Genomic DNA, 851 nt, shown 5'->3' on the forward strand with positions numbered 1-851 from the left:
CCCTTCCCATCCCGAACAGGACCGTGAAACAACTCCGCGCCGATGATAGTGCGGATTACCCGTGTGAAAGTAGGTCATCGCCAGGCTCTTATGCTCAGAACCCCTCAGCGCCCTCCGCTGAGGGGTTTTGTTTTTGGTGCGATCGGCGGCTTGATGCATCCGCGATGAGAACGTTACGCCTCAGCTCGACGCCAGGCTGCCTCCGCCAGCGTCCCCTATAAGTGAGAGCGTGATGTTTATCGCGCCGATTGTGGATCGCGCCCGTGGCAGCTACTTGCCGCGGTCGCAGGCTGACAAGGCCCGCCGCAAAGCCTTTCCCGCTCGGGAAGTGCTTGACAGCCTTGGCCAGCTTCGCCATAATCGTCAGTTCTCTGCGGAGAGGTGCCCGAGTGGCTAAAGGGGGCAGACTGTAAATCTGTTGGCTTACGCCTACGCTGGTTCGAATCCAGCCCTCTCCACCAGAATGCAAGACAGCAACCCGGCTTAGCCGGTGTGAAGCAGGAAGTAACCCGGGCGGGTGTAGCTCAATGGTAGAGCAGAAGCCTTCCAAGCTTACGACGAGGGTTCGATTCCCTTCACCCGCTCCAGCGTCGCGGTTGCCGTCAGCGAAGTAGTTCCAAGTTTCGCCCATGTGGCTCAGTGGTAGAGCACTCCCTTGGTAAGGGAGAGGTCGGCAGTTCGATCCTGCCCATGGGCACCAAATACCCGCACTGGCAGTTGCTACCGAGACAGGAGTCGCGAAATGGCAAAGGAAAAGTTCGAACGGACCAAGCCGCACGTGAACGTTGGCACGATTGGTCACGTTGACCATGGCAAGACGACGCTGACGGCGGCAATCGCCACGGTGCTGG

The 851-nt window shown here is 59.2% G+C and carries 1 protein-coding gene, 3 tRNA genes and 1 rRNA gene; all 5 read left to right on the plus strand.

Features of this window, described 5'->3' with window-relative positions; genetic code table 11:
* Nucleotides 1–86: ribosomal RNA gene (gene rrf / locus KHP16_RS28745) — 5S ribosomal RNA — on the plus strand; the annotation flags it as partial.
* Between the two features lie 289 nt (nt 87–375).
* A tRNA-Tyr gene (locus KHP16_RS28200) sits at nt 376–461 on the plus strand.
* A 52-nt stretch (nt 462–513) separates the two neighbouring features.
* Nucleotides 514–587: transfer RNA gene (locus KHP16_RS28205), tRNA-Gly, on the plus strand.
* A 38-nt stretch (nt 588–625) separates the two neighbouring features.
* Nucleotides 626–700 (plus strand) — tRNA-Thr (locus KHP16_RS28210).
* Nucleotides 701–742: 42 nt separating this feature from the next.
* The coding region (locus tag KHP16_RS28215; protein ID WP_009916276.1) for a GTP-binding protein at nt 743–851 on the plus strand (109 nt) is incomplete at its 3' end.

Origin of the sequence: Cupriavidus plantarum (assembly GCF_905397285.1) — a bacterium.
GTDB classification, from domain to species: domain Bacteria; phylum Pseudomonadota; class Gammaproteobacteria; order Burkholderiales; family Burkholderiaceae; genus Cupriavidus; species Cupriavidus plantarum.